This window comes from Pseudomonas sp. GT1P32 (assembly GCF_054897805.1).
In genome coordinates this window covers 1,939,262-1,956,081 of the sequence record NZ_CM142704.1, presented here as the reverse complement: position 1 = coordinate 1,956,081, position 16,820 = coordinate 1,939,262, and the positions used below count along the sequence as shown (strand labels likewise).

Below are 16,820 nucleotides of genomic sequence, written 5' to 3'. Positions count from 1 at the left end.
TACACGTCCTTCCGGTCAAACCCCGCGATACCTTGGCCGCCACAGCGGCCGAAGGCGTACTATTGGCCGCGAGTCTAGAACCGGCGGGGCGGTTGTCCTATGCCGGAACTGTTCAACGGTGCTGGTGTTTTTTGCCATTCGAGTGATGGGGAGCGAAGCGTTCAGATGCGGGAAAAGGATTCGGTGGCCGCCTACTTTGTGCAGGCGATGATCCATGGGCTGGGGGACAATCCGCAGCGGCGGCGGGCTGCGCTGGAACAGGCAGGTATCGACCCGGCGTTGATCGAACAGCCCGTGTCGCGAGTGCCGGCCAGTGCGTTTGCCGCACTCTGGTTGATCCAGATCCGCGAGCTCGATGACGAGTTCTTCCGGCTCGACTCCCACGGTATGCCGCCGGGCAGCTTCGCCCTGATTTGCCGGGCCCTGATTCAGGAACCCGACCTGCACAAAGCCATGCGCCAGTGCCTGAACAACTTTGCCCTGTTCCTTCGCGATTTTCGCGGCACGCTGACGGTGCGCGGCAAACGTGCAGTCATCAGCCTGGATACCTGCGCGAAAAACGATGATGTTGCGCGTTTTGGCGAAGAGACTTTTCTGGTGCTGATGATCAGCCTGATGTGCTGGCTGGGTGGTCGGCGCATCCCCATCGACCGCGCGGACTTCCGCCATAAGCGCGTGTCCCTCAGCGATGACCGTTTGCTCTGGGGGCCTAACCTGACCTTCGGCGCTGAACGCACCGAAATCGAATTCGCCAGCCACTACCTGCGCTTGCCGGTGGTTCAGGACCTGGCCTCGCTGAAAGTGTTTCTGCGCACTGCGCCGCAATGGCTGGTGATCCGTTTCCGCAACCAGCATGGGCTCGCGTCGCAAGTTCACCAGCGTTTGCGCAACAGCCACTACAGCCAATGGCCGACCTTGCAGGCTTTTGCCCTGGAACAACACCTTAGCCCCAGCACCTTTCGCCGCAAGCTGGAGCGGGAAGGGTGTTCGTATCAGGAAATCAAAGACGAGGTGCGGCGCGGGGTTGCGTTTGAGCAATTGCGGCAGAGCAAGGCCAGCATCGGTGACATTGCCGAACAGTTGGGGTTTCAGGAGCCGAGTGCGTTTCACCGGGCGTTCAAGAAGTGGACGGGGGAGAGTCCAGGGCGATATCGAGCGCGGTTTTTGGAGCACGTGACGTCGGATCTGGATTGAGTTTTTGTCCAGTTTTTCCTTGTTGAATGTAGGAGGATTTTTCGCTTGTAGTCCCGTCTGTAGTCCCGAAATCTCTTGTGACGACAGCGCTTCAGCAGTGGATGACACAGGCTGTAGAGGTGCTGTATTTATTTGCTCCGGGTCGAATTTTTCAATGGATTGGAAAGGGCAATGGACAGCTTGATCAAGGACGTGATCCCGCTACTGCAGTATCTGCTTCCGGGGTTTTTAGCGGCGTGGATTTTTTACTCGCTCACGGCGTTCAAGCGCCCGGACACTTTTGGACAGATTGTCCAGGCACTGATTTTTACGTTTGTGATTCAGTCGCTGGTGGTCGGTTTGGAAGGACTGTTGCTACTGGCGGGAGAACGGTTTTTTTCGATCGGCGTGTGGGACAGGAAATCGGAGGCGTTATGGTCGGCTGTGATTGCGCTGGTGATGGGGTTTCTTTCCTGTCATATCGCTCATGGCGACAGGCTTCATGCGTTACTCAGGAAACTGAAAATAACTGCTAAAAAATCGTTCCCTTGCGAGTGGTACAGTGCTTTTTCATCGAGACCGGGTTTCGTGATATTGCATTTGATCGGAGGGAAACGTCTGTTTGGCTGGCCAGGCGAATGGCCATCGGAGCCTGCTAACGGACAATTCGTTCTGGAGTTCCCTCGCTGGATCGATAGCGACGGCAATCTGTTACCTGGTAGGGCAAAGGCCCTGGTTATTGATGTATCAAGAGTGAGTTGTGTCGAATTCGCAAAACAATAGGGTGATCAAATGTCATGCAAAGCGCCGACTGAAATGCCGCCTGAGCTGAGGCGGATGATGGAAGAGTGGGAAAATGGTGGTCCTCTTCCCCCCGGGCTGGTGTTCCCCATCGGGCCTTCACCTTTTCGAAAAGAAATGACGAAACCACGCAAGCGCAACCGATAAACATGCCAGCGGCCCTTTCCCGCGTCACCTCATTGCTCGATCAGGCCAGACGCGCCTTGCTCCTTGTCTGGGCTACTTCTCGCGGGTTGTTTCTGGGCCTGGTACTGGCGACCCTGATCGCAGGCGTACTCCCCGCATTGGCTGCCTGGCTGGGCCAACGCATCGTCGACGCGGTGGTTTTCGCCATGCAACTGCACGCGCAGCAGGGCAGTGCGCCGTTGTGGCCGGTGGTGCGTTACGTGCTGTTTGAAGCCGGCGTGCTCGCGTTGCTGTCCGGGACCCAGCGGGCGCTGTCGGTTCAGCAATCGCTGTTGCGAGTGCAGTTGGGGCAGAAGGTCAACACGATGATTCTGGAGAAAGCCCAGACGTTGTCGCTGGTGCAGTTCGAGAATTCCGAGTTCTACGACAAGCTGGTGCGGGTCCGGCGCGAAGCGTCGACCCGGCCGTTGGCGCTGGTGATGAAGTCGTTGGGGCTGATCCAGAACCTGATCGTGCTGATCAGTTTCGGCGTGTTGCTGGTGCATTTTTCGCCGTGGGCGCTGGTGTTGTTGGTGGTGGGTGCGTTGCCGGTATTTTTTGCCGAAGCACATTTTTCCGGGGACGCCTTCAGGCTGTTTACCCGTCGTGCGCCGGAGAGTCGGCAGCAGAACTACATCGAGACGCTGCTCTCCCACGAGGGTTACATCAAAGAGGTCAAGCTGTTCGGCTTCGCGCCACTGCTGTTGAAGCGTTATCGCGATACGTTCGCGCGTCTTTACGCTGAAGACCGTCGGCTGACCCTGCGCCGCGATGGCTGGGGTTTTGTCCTGGGCTTACTGGGCACGGGGGCGTTTTATCTGGCCTACGCGTGGGTGGTGGTCGACACCGTCCACGGCAGCATCACCCTCGGCCAGATGACCATGTACCTGGTGCTGTTCAAGCAAGGACAGACCGCAGTGAGCAGCAGCTTGAGCGCCATCAGTGGTCTTTACGAAGATGGACTGTATCTGTCCAGCCTCTATGAATACCTGGCTGAGCCCGTTGTGGCCGACTCCGGCAGCCTGACCGTAGGCGCGCTTCCCGGCGATGGTCTGCGGTTCGAAAACGTCGGGTTCAGCTATCCGGGCGCGAGCCGCGCGGCGCTGGAGGGCATCGATCTGCACCTCGTGCCGGGGCATAGCGTGGCGCTGGTGGGGGAGAACGGTTCGGGCAAGACCACGCTGATCAAGCTGCTGACCCGTCTGTACCGTCCCGATCAGGGGCGCATCCTGCTGGACGGCAGTGACTTGCAGGCGTGGGACGAAGATGCGCTGCGCCGGCGTATCGGCGTGATTTTCCAGGACTATATTCGCTACCAGTTCTCCGTGGGCGAGAACATCGGTGTCGGTGACACCCTGGCGTTCAACGATGAGCAGCGCTGGCAAGCCGCTGCCGCCGAGGGCATGGCCGCGCCTTTCATCGATCGTCTGGATCGCGGCTATGCCACCCAATTGGGCCGCTGGTTCGCCGGCGGCCAGGAACTGTCCGGTGGGCAATGGCAGAAGATTGCCTTGTCCCGTGCCTACATGCGCCGTGACGCCGATATCCTGATTCTGGATGAGCCGACCTCAGCTCTCGACCCGGCGGCGGAAGCGGCGGTGTTCGAGCATTTCAGCGAGCACACCGAAGGCCGCATGACGCTGTTGATTTCCCACCGTTTTTCCAGCGTGCGTAATGCCGACCACATCATCGTGCTGGATCAGGGGGCGATCCTTGAGCGCGGCGATCACGCCAGTCTGGTAGCCGCGGGCGGGCGTTACGCGCAATTGTTCACTTTGCAGGCGCGAGGTTATCGCTAAACGTCAGGAGTCTTGAGAACCGCGAGCCAGTGCCGGCCCGGCCATCTGCGGCGGTTTTGCTTTCATCAGGCCTTCAAGTGCCTGGCGATACTGGGTACCGCTCAAACTCATGCTGTTGTTGTGCGTACCGCCTGGCACCAGCAACAGGCGCTTGGGTTCGTTGGCGGCGTTGAACAACTGCTGGCTGAATCGCGAAGGCATGAATGTATCGGCCAGGCCATGCACGACCAGCAGCGGCATGTCGATGTCGACGATCTTGTCGATGGAATCGAATTTCTGCGACAGCAGCCAGCGCACCGGCAGCCATTTCACCGGCAGGTTACTTTCGGCCACTTGGGCCACGGCATCGCCCAGTGACGTGAACGTGGACTCGATCACCAGACCGCGCACCGGGACGGCGACATGGTTCTTTTTCGCCTGTGCGGCCAGGTCTGACGCGAGGTCGATGGCTACCGCACCGCCGAGGGAATGACCATAGATCAGGCGCTTGCTGGCGTCCGGTTGCATCGTGGTGAAGCGTTCCCAGGCGGCTCGCGCGTCTTCATACACGCTGGCTTCCGACGGCAGATCGCCTTTGCTCTGACCAAACCCGCGGTAGTCGATCGCCAGGACGGAATAGCCCATGGCGCGCAATTGTTCGATGCGAAACGCCTGGCCGGTGAGGTTCCACCGCACACCGTGCAAGTAGAGGATCGCAGGCGCATCACGACGAGCCGCCGGCCACCACCAGGCATGCAGGTTTTGCCCTTCCTTGAAACTGGCGGGCTGGATGTCGAATTCTTGAACGTCCTTCGGCAAACCGCGATACCAGCCCGCCGTGCCCGGCTCGATACGGAACAGCAGCTCGCGCTCGGTGTGCTCAAGCACGCCGCAACTCACCGGCAGGCCGACAATCAGCGCGGCCATGCACAGCAAGGGCAGCCAGCGTCGGCGCAGACGTGTGAGCAGGGAGGAGGGCATCGGATGGTCCGTCGGTAAAAAACTGAAGTCCGGTTTTTAACAGAAGCGTGTCGGCGGGGGGAACATTTTCGACAGCCGCTCACTATCCCCCTGTGGGAGCGAGCCTGCTCGCGAAGGCGGACTCACATTCAACATGGATGCCGGTTGACGTTCCGCTTTCGCGAGCAAGCTCGCTCCTACAGTGATTTGTGTTGCTCAAAATTGCAGATCAATCCACCCGCAACACAATCTTGCCAATGTGCTCGCCACCTTCCATCCGCGCATGCGCCTGTGCCGCCTCGGCCAACGGATAAACCTTGTCGATCATCGGCAGGCAACGCCCGGCAGCGAGCACCGGCCACACGTATTCGCGCAACTGCTCGGCAATCGAGGCTTTTTCTTCCACGGTGCGTGGGCGCAGCAACGAGCCCGTCACGATGGCGCGTTTGCTCATGATCGCCAACAGGTCGACGTCCTTGGCGTGGGCGCCGCCAAGAAAGCCCAGCATCACCAGTCGACCTTCCATGCCCAGCGCCGCGATGTTCGAATTCAGGTACGAGCCGCCCATGATATCGAGGATGACATTGACGCCTTTGCCGGCGGTTTTTTCCTGGATGACCTGGGCGAAATCCTGATCGCGATAGTTGATCGCTTCGGCGCCCAACGTACGGATCGCCGCGCACTTTTCCTCACTGCCCGCCGTGGCGAAGGCCTTGACGCCGAATTCGCGACACAGCATCAAGGCGGTCGTGCCGATGCCGCTGGTGCCGCCATGGATCAATGCGCGCTGACCTTTGCCAACGCCGCCCATGTCAAACAGGTTGGCCCACACGGTGAAGAAGGTTTCCGGGACCGCCGCCGCGTGCACCCAATCCATGCCTTGAGGAATCGGCAGCGTCTGGCCGGCCGGCGCGACGCAGTATTGTGCGTAACCGCCGCCGTTGGTCAGCGCGCAGACATTGTCGCCGACGATAAATTCGCTGACACCTTTGCCGACTGCCACCACTTCACCGGCCACTTCCAGACCCGGAATCGGGCTCATGCCGGGTTTCATCGGGTACTTGCCGGCACGTTGAATCACGTCGGGGCGATTGACCCCGGCAGCGTGCACGCGAATCAGTACTTCGCCCGGACCGACGATGGGCAGCGGTGCCTCGCGCGGCTTCAACACTTCGGGGCCGCCGGGTTCGGTGATTTCGATCAGGGTCATGGTGTGGGGCAGATTCATGTGAGTGTCCTGTCTGGAAATGTTCAGTAAGTGGGACCACATCAAGCCGTCGGTGACTCAGCTCAATACAGGTTGCAGCCGGTCGCGACGATTCAGCAAGCGCATGCCCTGTTCCAGCAGCAGGGCTATGACAATGGCGCCCGCTGCGAGGATGAACAACAGCGCGTGATGCCCACCGCTGGCGTTGAACAACGCCGAATACGCAAACCCGGCAATCGCCTGGAAGGTAGCGAACGATACGGTGGCGCGACTCCAGGCAATCTGCTGTTGATGATGGTTCGGGATCAGTTCGTGAACCCGGGCCAATGCCAGCGGCACGATGCCCGGCGGGAACGAGCCGAGGATCACCGCGAGCAAGGCCAGCGCGGTGAAAGCACTTGAAATCGACAGTAAACCGACCGCAACTGCCTGCACCACCAGTACCAGGCGAATGCTCAGCCGTGCGCCCAGTTTGTCAGCCAGAAAACCGTAACTCACCGGCCCGATAATCGCGCCGAGGCCGTACATCACCCAGATAAGAGCGCCAATGTGTGCGCCAGCCCCGAGCCCGCGGGCAACGTAATCCACCAGAAACACCATGGCGGGCACGAGTCCGGCAGCCATGAACGCGTATTGGGCGAACAACAGGTAAACGTTCGGGTCAGTCGGCATCGTCGAGGGTTCGGCGGACGGTACCGCGGTGGCCGCCTGTGTGGCTGACGGCCAACCGAACCAACTGGCGGCGGTCAGCACCAATGCCAGCGCACCGAGACCAAACCAGGTGTACTGCAAACCCAGGCTCAACAGCGGCGGCACAATCGTCCCCGAGCCGGCGATACCCAAACCGATGCCCAGAAAAATCGCACCACTGGCCAGCCCTCGGCGGGACGCCGGCACATGCGGCAGCACGGTTGCGGCCACCAACACCATGATCGCGCCGCCGGCGACGCCCGACAGCAAGCGCCAGCCGAAGAACCAGCTCACCGACAACGGAAAGCCACACGCGAAAAACGACAGCGTCACCGCCAGCATCATCAGGCGCAGGGCGCTTTTATTGGAGGTCCGACGGGCCAGCGGATGGCCGATCAGCGCACCAATCAGGTAACCCACCAGATTGGCGGCACCGAGGTACACCACATCGCTGGCTGAAAACCAGTGCGCCTGGATCAATGAGGGAATCAACGGCGTGTAGGCGAACCGCGCCAGGCCGATGCTGACCAGACTGGCGCAGAGACCGGCGAAAATCGGCAGCCAGATGGCGCTGCGCGGGGTGGTTGATGTGCTGGGCATGGGAGCCGTCCTCCAGGTTTATCTCTGGTGCCCAGTTTATTCAGATTCGTTGATGCAATAACGCAGCGATTTTGCGTTATGGTGATGCGTATATGCAGCAGTGGAGAATCGTATGAATTGGGATGACGCCAGGGTGTTTTTGGCCGTATGCCGGGAATCGACGTTACGTGGCGCGGCGCGGGTGCTGGGGGTCGATCAGGCCACCGTGGGGAGGCGGATCACGGCATTGGAGAAGTCCTTGAGTGCGACGCTGTTTCTGCGCACTTCGGAGGGATACGCGCTGACAGCTGTCGGTGAAGCGGCGTTGAAAGCCGTGGAGAAAATGGAGCACTCCGCACTGGAGATGCAGCGCCAGATTCAAGGGCTCGACGACCGGCTGACCGGTATCGTTCGGGTCAGCACCACGGACTCCATGGCCATCGACTTCCTGATCCCGGCGATTGCCCGCTTGCATGCACAGCACCCCGACGTGCGCGTGCAACTGGACGCCTCGACGAAGATCCTGAGCCTGTCGAAACGCGAAGCCGACATCGCCGTGCGCAACACCCGGCCAGACAACCCGGACCTGATCGCCCGGCGCATCGCGCGTTGGCCGGTGGGCCTGTTTGCGTCTCGGGATTATGTGGACACCCACGGCGTGCCGGTGCCGGGCTCGGCGTTCGAGGGGCATGATCTGGTGGTGTATCAGCCGTATTTGCAGAGCAACAAAGACATCACGCTGGCCTCGGAACCGTTGGGACGCGGGCGCATCGTTTCGAGCCTGAGCTCCAGTCTGCTGGTGCGCCGGGCGATTGCCGCGGGGATCGGGCTGGGGGAAATTCCGGTGTACATGGGGGAGCGCGACGGGCTGGTCAGGCTATGGCCGGAACGCACACGGCCGGTGCCGTACGACATATGGCTGGTGACGCACGAGGACTTGCGGCATACCGCGAGGGTGCGGGTGGTGATCGATGAGATTGTTGCAGGGTTTGCGGGGACGGGTGAGTAACGGCTGAAAGATCGCCACCTCGCTGCGCTCGACAGCTCCTACAGGTACACGCAAATCCCTGTAGGAGCTGTCGAGCGCAGCGAGGTGGCGATTACTTCACACAGGATTACGGCATTTCAGGCAATTCCTGAGGACGCAGGTCAAACACCAGCACTTCGGCATCCACGCCATTGCTCAGGGTCAGCAACTGTTCATCGCGAACCCGCACGCCATCGCCTTCCTGCAATTGCAGGCCGTTGAGTTCGACACTGCCGCGCGCCACATGCACGTAGGCATAACGATTGGCGGCCAGTTCCAGCGTGGCGCTTTCCTTGCCATCGATCAGGCCCGCATATACCCGCGCATCCTGGCGCACCTTCAGCGAACCGTTTTTCCCCTCGGGGGAGATGATCAGTTGCAGACGCCCGCGTTTCTTCTGTGTGCTGAAATGCTCTTGCTGATAGCGCGGTTTGGCGCCGCTGATATCCGGCACGATCCAGATTTGCAGGAAGTGCACGCCACGGGTCGCTGAGTGGTTGTACTCGCTGTGTGCCACGCCGCTGCCAGCACTCATCAGTTGCACGTCACCGGGGCGGATCACCGAACCGGTGCCCAGGGTGTCTTTGTGTTCCAGGGCGCCTTCAAGCACGTAGGAGAAAATCTCCATGTCGCGGTGCGGGTGCTGGCCAAAGCCTTTGCCGGCCGCGACGCGGTCATCGTTGATCACCAGCAGGTCGGAAAAACCCTGCTCTTTCGGGTTGCGGTAGTTGGCGAAGGAAAAGGTATGGAACGACTTCAACCAACCATGATTGGCCAAGCCGCGATCGGAAGCTTTGCGAAGGGTCAGCATGATGAAATCTCCTGTTGGGACGTTGATTCGTCCGAGTGAGGAGAAGGTTAATGTTTATCCTGTGGTGCAATAAGTAGATGGAAATTGAAATACTGTCCCGTTTGGATTGACAATAATAAGCAGGCTGATCCCGCCGCACTTGGCCATAATGCACAGCACAGTCTTCCTGCCGCGTACACAACTTTGTAGGAGCCGGCTTGCCGGCGATAGCGGTGTGTCAGTCGCTAACAATATCGGCTGATGTACCGCTATCGCCGGCAAGCCGGCTCCTACAGGGTTACGTGCACGGCCAGTCTTCTTTTTTGATTTCAGTGATTTTGAACCCATGAAAACCGTGGCAATGGTGCTGTTCCCTGATTTTCTCCTGCTCGACATGGCCGGGCCCATGGAGGTGTTTTCCATCGCCAATCGTTATCTGGACCCGGCCGAGCGTTACGTGTTGTCGACCATCGGCACCGAGCACGGCGCGTTGCGTGCCTCCAACGGTGTCAGCGTGCAGGCCGATGTGCACATCGATCAGGCGGATCAGGCATATGACCTGTTGCTGGTGCCGGGCGGCCCCGGGGCCTACAACGAAAAACACCCGCCGTTGCTCGGCTGGCTCAAAGGTGCGGTTAAACGCGCCGGACGTTATGGCTCGATCTGCACCGGCGCATTCGTGCTCGGGCATGCCGGTCTGATTGACGGCTACCGTGTCACCACCCACTGGCATTACACCGAACGGCTGATCAAGGGGTTCCCGAAGGCGACGGTGGAGACCGATCAGATCTTTGTTCAGGACCGCAACCTGATCACCTCCGGCGGCGTCACCGCCGGCATTGACCTGGCACTCGCGGTGGTTGCCGAAGACCATGGCAAGAAAGTCGCCCAGGACGTGGCCAAGGTGTTGCTGGTGGTGATGAAACGTCAGGGTGGACAGGCGCAATTCAGTCCATTGATGGCGACGGTGGCCCCTCACGAAACGCCGGTGACGCGCGTGCAGAATTATGTGCTCGACCACCTCGACGAAGCCTTCAGCATTGAGCGCATGGCCGGCCTGGCCACCATGAGTCCACGTCATTTCGCCAGGGTGTTCGCCCGGGAAGTGAACATGACGCCGATGGAATTTCTCCAGAGCGCACGTATCGATTGTGCGAGAAATTTGTTGGAAACCAGTGACTTGCCGCTCAAGACCGTGGCTTTCAAAAGTGGTTTCGGCAGTGTGCGGCACATGCGGTTTCTGTTCAGTGAAAAAATCGGGTTGACCCCCTCCCAGTACCGCGAACAGTTCAGCTAGCGCCTTTTTGTCCGTTGTGCGCACCGTGATGGCTGTGACGCTCCCACCGTGGCCGTTGTTCCGTCACCGAGGCCTGCGAAGATACCCGTGAACTCTTTGTAATGGAGGCGCGAGACTGGCGCGCAATGGAAATGACAATCCGTTGAGCCGCTTAGGGTTTGCGCACGTGGACCTGTATGAACAGCGTCAGTGATTTGAACAACGAAGCGGTGCTGCGATTTGGCCCTTATGCGTTTCACCTGCGGCAACGGCTGATCCTCGACGGAGACCGGCCGCTGCGCATGGGCGGGCGGGCCCTGGATATCTTGCAGGTGCTGGTCCAGCGCGCGGGCAACGTGGTCAGCAAGGACGAACTCATCGCGCTCGTCTGGCCGACTTCGGTGGTCGAGGAGATCAACCTGCGCGTGCACATCGCCGCGTTGCGTCGCGCATTGGGCGACGGGCAGGACGGGCAGCGCTACATCGTCAACATTCCCCAGCGCGGTTATAGCTTTATCGCAGCCGTGCAGCGGGTGCCGGCGAGTACGCTGGCCTCGATCGAAACCATTCAGAAACCTCAACACAACCTGCCCGCGCGATTGTCGCCGGTGATCGGGCGCGATTCGCTGGTCGGCAGTCTGGTCCGGCAATTACCGGTTCGGCGCCTCATGACCCTGACCGGTCCCGGCGGCATCGGCAAGACCACCGTGGCGTTGCGCGTGGCCGAACTGCTCTTGCAGCATTACCAGGATGGGGTCTGGCTGGTGGATCTGGCGGTGATCGATGACCCCGCGCAGGTGGTCGATCATCTGACCCGTGCGCTTGAACTGGACGTTGGAACCACCCTGGAGACATGGGCGCAACGTCATGCGTTATTGGTGCTCGACAACTGCGAGCACCTGCTCGAACGCTGCCGGACACTGGTCGAAGACCTGCTGATGGCGGCGCCACGCCTGTCGATCCTGGTGACCAGTCGCGAGCCGCTCCAGGCGCAGGGGGAAACGGTCCAGCGTTTGCCACCCCTGGCGGTGCCTCCGGCTTCGGCGTTGCACAGTGTGGCCGAAGCGATGGGCTATTCGGCGGTGCAGCTGTTCGTCAGCCGTGCCCGTGCTCGTCAGCAAGGCTTTGTGCTGCGCGAACAAGACCTCAAGGTCGTGCGCGAAATCTGCCGCCGGCTTGATGGTCTGCCCCTGGCCATCGAACTGGCGGCGGCGCAGATTGATGCGTTGGCGCTGGTGGGCCTGCAAGCTCAACTGGACAACTGTTTTCAGCTGCTGACCCAAGGCCGGCGCACCGCCGTGCCCCGGCATCAAACCTTGAAAGCGGCGCTGGACTGGAGCTATGAGCAACTGAGCCCGTTGGAGCAAACCGTGTTGCAGCGCCTGTCGGTGTTCAAGATGGCCTTTACGCTGGATGCAGCGATTGGCGTGATCAGCTGCGCGGCATTGCTGCCTGCCCGCTTGATTGAAGGGGTGGAAAGTCTGGCACTCAAATCGTTGCTATCGCTGGAGCAGGGCAGCGGACTGGCCCGCTACCGTTTCCTCAACACCACCCGCACCTACGCTCTGGAGAAACTCGAGGGCAGCGGTGAATTGCGCACCGTTGAAATGCGTTACGCCCACTACATCAGCCGGGCGCGGTGGGTATCAAGCGGGCAAGTGGCGCTGCAACTCGTCGAGTAACCGGCGGACTTTCGTCAGGTCCGGTGTGGCAAAACCTTCGGTGAACCGGTTGTAGATCGGCGCCAGCAGCGTATGGGCTTGCCGGTGCCGGCCCTGACGCTGCCAAAGCTGTGCGAGCGAGGTAGCGCTGCGCAGTTCCCAGGCCAGGGCGCCCTGATGGTTGGCGACGTTCAAGGCCCTGATCAGAAAGGCCTCGGCCGCGTCGGTGTCCAACGGGCACTCTTGCGCCAGCAGCGCCTCAGCCCTGGCTCGCAGGATTTCCGCCGTGCTCCAGCCCGCCATGCCGGTGTCTGCCCGTTGTAACAAGGCGTCATCGACGAAACCGGTGTCCAGCGTAACCATGATGTCCTTGATCAACCCCTCGCCCGGCAGAAGGGAGGAGCGCAGCTGGGTGTGGTCGATCACCTGTGCGTAGTGCATGGCCCAGGTGTAAAACAGCAGCACCGAGTGCTTTTGCGCTTGTTCCAGCAGCAGTCGCAAGAGTTCGCGCGCGGTGCGGGTGTCGCCGTTGTAGTGGGCGATCAGGCAACCGGCCAGCGCCAGGGTGTAGCAGATGGACGTGCCGTGGTTGATCTGCATCGCGATGTCCAGCGCCTGGCGGGCGGTGCGCCACGCCTGTTCCGGCCGGCCTTGCAGCCAGAGGATACGCGCCAGAATGGTCAGGGCGGCGACGCTCTGGTCGTACTGCACGCCAAAACCGTGGGTGAAACGGTTGAGGTGGCCACTTTGGGCCATGCGCTGAAGCACTTCTTCAGCATTCACCCGCGCCTGCTCCTGATTCCCGGCAAAGTGCAGCGCCAGCACCCGCAAGCGGTGGGTGCTGAGGGACAACACTTCGTCTCCGTGCAACCCCAGCCGGTCGAACTGCTGGCTCTGCTCCAGGGCCATTTGATAGTTGGCACAGCAGAGGTTGACCGCCATGTGCCCGGACACCGCGCGCAATTGACCGGCCACGTCGTTGCAGTGCCTGGCCAGCGTTCTGGCGCTGACGAAGGCCTCGACGGTTTCCGCCGTGCCACCCTGGGTGTGGTAGCAGGCGCTGCCGAGGGCCAGTTTGAGGGCCATTTTCAGCCGAGGGCAGGGCTCGGGCGCGGCATCCAGCAGGGCCAGCGCCTTGCGCACATACACGCCGTGCTCCTTGAGCAGCGACATTTCCTGCCAGAGCGGCGTCGATGTCGCGGCCAGGCGGATCGCCAACGTCTGCGGCCCTTGTGCGTTCAAGCCCCAATCGAGGGCTGCGCGAATATCTTCCAGACTGCGTGCATAACGCTCGATCCATGTTGCCGTCGCGATCAGCTCCCAGTCCTGCTGGGCCTGATGCATCAAGGCCAGGCAACGCTCGGCGTGGCGTTCGCGAGTGCCCGGCAGATCGGCGGCCTGGTCGAGTTTTTCCAGGGCGTAGCTGCGCGTGGTGTCGAGCAGGAGGTAGAACACTTCTTCGTCGCCGACCTCGACGTTCAGCAGCGACTTGGCCACCAGCTGTGTGATCGAGCCAAACACCTCACAGGGTTCGATATGTTCGCCGACGATCACTGCTGCTGCCGACTCCAGGGTGAAGCCGCCTCTGAACACGCTCAGTCGACGCAGGCAGGTTTGCTCACAGGCACTCAGCAGTTCGAAACTCCAGTCCAGCGTGGCGCGCAAGGTTTGATGGCGACCCAAGGTGGTCTGGCAGCCCTGGGTGAGCAGGCGAAAACTGCCTTGCAGTTGTGTGAGCAAGCCGCCCACGCCGAGGCCGCCGACTTGCGCCGCCGCCAGTTCAATCGCCAGTGGAATACCGTCCAGGCGCCGGCAGATTTCAATCGCCAGCGGCAGCTCGTCATCGCTCAGTTCGAAACTGTCGTGGCTGGCCATCGCCCGTTCGACAAACAACTGCAAGGCCGAGAAGCTCAGGGCCTGCGCGCGGTCGAGCACGGCGATGGGCGGCGGGCAGTCCAGTGACTCAAGACGCTGAACGAACTCGCCTTCGGCCCGCAGGCACTCGCGGCTGGTGGCCAGAATGTGCACGTCGGGCGCGGCGCGCAGGATGCTTTCGCTCAACACGGCGATGGCGTCGAGCAGGTGTTCGCAGTTGTCGATCACCAGCAGCATCTGCCGGTCGCGCAAAAATGCGGGAAGGCCGCTCATCGGGTCGGTGTCATGCAACGACAGTTCGAGCAGCGTCGCCAGATGCGCGGTGATCATCGATGGGTCGTTGATCGGCGCCAGGTCCAGCAGACGAATGCCATCGCGGTAGCGCCCGATCAATTGCTCGGCAACGCGCAGGGCCACGGTGGTTTTGCCGATGCCGCCGGGGCCGACCAGCGTGATGAAGCGCTGGCGTGACAACTGGACCACCAGGCTGTCGACGAGGGACTGGCGACCGATCATGCGCGTGCGCCGCACGGGCAGGTTGTGGCCGCTCGGTGCGGGGGCTTCATTCGCCGGATGTTGCTCGATGTGCTCCAAAGAGTGCGGCGCGACAAAGCTGTAGCCGCGCTGGGCCACGGTGACGATGTAACGCTGGCCGTTCTGGCCGTCGCCGAGGGCTTTGCGCAACGCCGCCATGTGCACCCGCAGGTTGATGTCTTCAACAACGCTTTTGGGCCAGACCCCGGCGATCAGTTCCTGTTTGCTGACCACATTTCCGGCGTGTTCCAGAAGGATCAACAGAATGTCCATGGCACGCCGACCCAGGCGCAGGGGCTGGTCGGCCTCCATCACCAGGCGTTGTCCGGGATAGATCCGGTAAGGGCCGAAATGGATGGCCTGTTCGGGGGAAAGGGTCAACGGGTCACTCCTGCTTGCAGCCGTCTGGTACGCGGTTTCCGAGCATATTCGTCAGGTTTGTTCATTCGCGCAATGCGCTGGCCAACTGACTGCTGGGTGTTCACTTGGACTGCCGGTTTGCGATCCTCCCTGTTCTTTGCGTTTTTACTGGGCGCGGCGCTCGTATAGAAGGCGCCGGGGCTTTTGGCGCGCCATGGAAAATTAACAACGTTTAACTCGTGCAGCGTCTGGTCTACGCCCAAAACTGCGACACCGCAACTGCTCAGACTGTAGGAGCCGGCTTGCTGGCGAAAAATTCTGGGTAGTGCCTTGCTCTTGAGGCCGCTATCGCCGGCAAGCCGGCTCCTACAGGAAGGGCGGGGGTAGCAGGCTCGCTCCCACAAAAGGGGCATTTGTTGCAAAGGGATTTATTCGTCATGAGGACGCCGGAATGAGCAACGTGGTGGTGGTCTATCACAGTGGCTACGGGCACACACGGGTCATGGCCGAAGCCGTGGCCCAAGGTGTGGAACGGCATCTGGGCAGTACCTGCCAGCTGATTTCGGTCGAAGACGTGGACCAGCACTGGGACTGTTTGCACAACGCCGACGCGATCATCTTCGGTGCGCCGACCTACATGGGCAGCGCCTCGGCACGCTTCAAGGGGTTTATGGAGGCCACGGCGGCGTTCTACCTGGCTCAGCCCTGGCGCGACAAGCTCGCCGCAGGTTTCACCAATTCCGGCTGCCTGTGCGGCGACAAACTCAACACCTTGCTGCAGATGGCGGTGTTCGCCGCGCAGCATTCGATGATCTGGGTCGGCCTCGACCTGCTGCCGGCACGCTCCGGCACCGGCGTGTTCGACGGGCAACTCAACCGCCTCGGCAGTTCGCTGGGCGCCATGGCGCAGTCGAATGTCGAACAGTCCCCCGAATTCGCACCGCCCCCGGAAGATCGCTGCACCGCCGCGCACCTGGGCGAACGCGTGGCGCGGCTGGCTGAACGCCTGAACCACTCACCGGTTTGAATCACCCCCAACCCTCGATAAGGAGACATCGCATGAGCACGTTCACCACCCGAGACGGCACCGAGATTTACTACAAGGACTGGGGCACCGGCCAACCCATCGTCTTCAGCCACGGTTGGCCGCTGAACGCCGACAGCTGGGAATCGCAGATGATCTTCCTCGCCTCCAAAGGCTACCGGGTGATCGCCCACGACCGCCGTGGCCACGGCCGCTCCAGTCAGCCGTGGACCGGCAACGACATGGACACCTACGCCGATGACCTGGCGCAGTTGATCGAACGGCTCGACCTGAAAGACGCCGTGCTGTTCGGTTTCTCCACCGGCGGTGGCGAAGTGGCGCGTTATATCGGTCGCCACGGCACCGCGCGCGTGGCCAAGGCAGGGCTGATTTCAGCGGTGCCGCCCCTGATGCTCAAGACCGAAGCCAACCCCGGTGGCCTGCCGATCGAAGTGTTCGACGGTATTCGTCAGGCGTCCCTGGTCGACCGTTCGCAGCTGTACATCGACCTCGCCAGCGGTCCGTTCTTCGGCTTCAACAAACCGGACGCCAAACCGTCGCAAGGCATGATCGACTGGTTCTGGATGCAAGGCATGACCTCCGGCCACAAGAACGCTTATGACTGCATCAAGGCGTTCTCCGAAACCGACTTCACCGAAGACCTGAAAAAATTCGACATCCCCACGCTGGTGGTGCACGGCGACGCGGACCAGGTGGTGCCGATCGAGGCCGCCGGCATTGCTTCGGCAAAACTGGTCAAGGGGTCTACGCTGAAGGTCTACCCCGGCGCGCCCCATGGCTTGACTGATACCCACAAGGATCAGCTCAACGCGGATCTGCTGGCGTTCCTCAAGGGTTGATGTGCCCACGGCGCGGGCGTAGATCCGCGCCGTTCTCGCTCCTGATGAGCCGAATCCCTC

At 61.2% G+C, this 16,820-nt stretch carries 13 protein-coding genes; 8 read left to right on the top strand and 5 right to left on the bottom strand.

Annotation, left to right across the window (positions count from 1 at the left end; translation table 11 throughout):
* The first annotated feature begins 165 nt into the window (after positions 1-165).
* From ACYZUC_RS08805 to ACYZUC_RS08795, 3 genes are all read left to right on the top strand, one after another.
* A complete protein-coding gene (locus ACYZUC_RS08805) occupies positions 166-1,194 on the top strand; it encodes an AraC family transcriptional regulator (RefSeq protein WP_008041167.1) in 1,029 nt (342 codons plus the stop codon).
* A 171-nt stretch (positions 1,195-1,365) separates the two neighbouring features.
* Entirely contained in the window at positions 1,366-1,956 is a 591-nt protein-coding gene (locus ACYZUC_RS08800) for a DUF6338 family protein (protein ID WP_461995122.1), read from the top strand.
* A gap of 167 nt (positions 1,957-2,123) precedes the next feature.
* On the top strand, positions 2,124-3,938 hold the full coding sequence (locus ACYZUC_RS08795) for an ABC transporter ATP-binding protein (RefSeq protein ID WP_461995120.1): 1,815 nt from the start codon (positions 2,124-2,126) through the stop codon (positions 3,936-3,938).
* Between the two features lie 3 nt (positions 3,939-3,941).
* Here ACYZUC_RS08795 and ACYZUC_RS08790 read toward each other — a convergent pair whose 3' ends face one another.
* From ACYZUC_RS08790 to ACYZUC_RS08780, 3 genes are all read right to left on the bottom strand, one after another.
* Complete coding sequence (locus ACYZUC_RS08790; RefSeq protein WP_461995118.1) at positions 3,942-4,898, bottom strand: alpha/beta hydrolase; 957 nt, start codon at positions 4,896-4,898, stop codon at positions 3,942-3,944.
* A 208-nt stretch (positions 4,899-5,106) separates the two neighbouring features.
* Positions 5,107-6,105, bottom strand: coding sequence for an NAD(P)H-quinone oxidoreductase (locus ACYZUC_RS08785; protein WP_461995116.1), 999 nt, complete (start codon positions 6,103-6,105; stop codon positions 5,107-5,109).
* Positions 6,106-6,162: 57 nt separating this feature from the next.
* Positions 6,163-7,374 carry a YbfB/YjiJ family MFS transporter gene (locus ACYZUC_RS08780; RefSeq protein ID WP_461995114.1) on the bottom strand — a complete coding sequence of 404 codons (1,212 nt, stop codon included), beginning with the start codon at positions 7,372-7,374 and terminating at the stop codon, positions 6,163-6,165.
* Positions 7,375-7,486: 112 nt separating this feature from the next.
* On the opposite strand from ACYZUC_RS08780, the gene ACYZUC_RS08775 reads away from it, so the two are divergent.
* Complete coding sequence (locus ACYZUC_RS08775; protein ID WP_461995112.1) at positions 7,487-8,362, top strand: LysR family transcriptional regulator; 876 nt, start codon at positions 7,487-7,489, stop codon at positions 8,360-8,362.
* A 106-nt stretch (positions 8,363-8,468) separates the two neighbouring features.
* Here the strand turns inward: ACYZUC_RS08775 and ACYZUC_RS08770 are convergent, their stop codons facing one another.
* The gene (locus ACYZUC_RS08770; protein WP_461995110.1) at positions 8,469-9,191 is read right to left on the bottom strand and encodes a pirin family protein; all 723 of its coding nucleotides are present in this window, start codon (positions 9,189-9,191) and stop codon (positions 8,469-8,471) included.
* Between the two features lie 325 nt (positions 9,192-9,516).
* On the opposite strand from ACYZUC_RS08770, the gene ACYZUC_RS08765 reads away from it, so the two are divergent.
* Together ACYZUC_RS08765 and ACYZUC_RS08760 are read left to right on the top strand one after the other, a co-directional pair.
* Positions 9,517-10,467, top strand: coding sequence for a GlxA family transcriptional regulator (locus ACYZUC_RS08765; protein WP_461995109.1), 951 nt, complete (start codon positions 9,517-9,519; stop codon positions 10,465-10,467).
* A 176-nt stretch (positions 10,468-10,643) separates the two neighbouring features.
* On the top strand, positions 10,644-12,128 hold the full coding sequence (locus ACYZUC_RS08760; RefSeq protein WP_461995107.1) for an ATP-binding protein: 1,485 nt from the start codon (positions 10,644-10,646) through the stop codon (positions 12,126-12,128).
* Here the strand turns inward: ACYZUC_RS08760 and ACYZUC_RS08755 are convergent.
* A complete protein-coding gene (locus tag ACYZUC_RS08755) occupies positions 12,093-14,897 on the bottom strand; it encodes an ATP-binding protein (RefSeq protein WP_461995105.1) in 2,805 nt (934 codons plus the stop codon). The genes ACYZUC_RS08760 and ACYZUC_RS08755 overlap by 36 nt on opposite strands.
* Before the next feature lie 430 nt (positions 14,898-15,327).
* Between ACYZUC_RS08755 and ACYZUC_RS08750 the strand changes: the two genes are divergently transcribed.
* Both ACYZUC_RS08750 and ACYZUC_RS08745 read left to right on the top strand, forming a co-directional pair.
* Positions 15,328-15,903, top strand: a complete 576-nt coding sequence (locus tag ACYZUC_RS08750; RefSeq protein WP_461995104.1) for a flavodoxin family protein — start codon at positions 15,328-15,330, stop codon at positions 15,901-15,903.
* A gap of 32 nt (positions 15,904-15,935) precedes the next feature.
* Entirely contained in the window at positions 15,936-16,760 is an 825-nt protein-coding gene (locus ACYZUC_RS08745; RefSeq protein WP_461995103.1) for an alpha/beta fold hydrolase, read from the top strand.
* The last annotated feature ends 60 nt before the right edge of the window (positions 16,761-16,820 follow it).